This is a genomic window from Pantoea sp. 18069 (genome assembly GCF_902706035.1).
Lineage (GTDB): Bacteria > Pseudomonadota > Gammaproteobacteria > Burkholderiales > Burkholderiaceae_C > Comamonas.
On the sequence record NZ_CACSJA010000135.1, the window covers coordinates 1 to 406 of the forward strand.

General features: G+C 69.7%; 1 pseudogene. It reads left to right on the forward strand.

Features of this window, described 5'->3' with window-relative positions:
• A pseudogene (locus tag GVL12_RS25900) lies at positions 1-381 on the forward strand (cyclic peptide export ABC transporter); the annotation flags it as partial.
• Between the last annotated feature and the right edge of the window lie 25 nt (positions 382-406).

The following is a 406-nucleotide window of genomic DNA, read 5'->3' on the forward strand; positions in this document are numbered from 1 at the left end:
GCGGGCATGTCCGCGCTGCCCGAGGCCGCGCGCCCCTACCTGGAGCGGCTGGAGATCGCGCACAAGGTGAGCATCCAGGACGGCGCCTTCAGCACCGTAGACCTCTCCACCGGCCAGCGCAAGCGCCTGGCGCTGGTGCACGCCTACCTCGAAGGCCGCCCGGTGATGGTGTTCGACGAATGGGCCGCCGACCAGGACCCGGCCTTCCGCCACCTCTTCTACACCGAACTGCTGCCCGAACTGCGCGCGAAAGGCCATCTGCTGGTCGTCATCTCGCACGACGACCGCTACTTCCACCTCGCCGACCGCGTGGTCCACATGCGGGCCGGCCGGATCGCCGAAACCCGCGTGCGCGCGGACCGCGAAACCCTTGCCGCCTGACGCGACGGCCATCCCTTTTTCCACC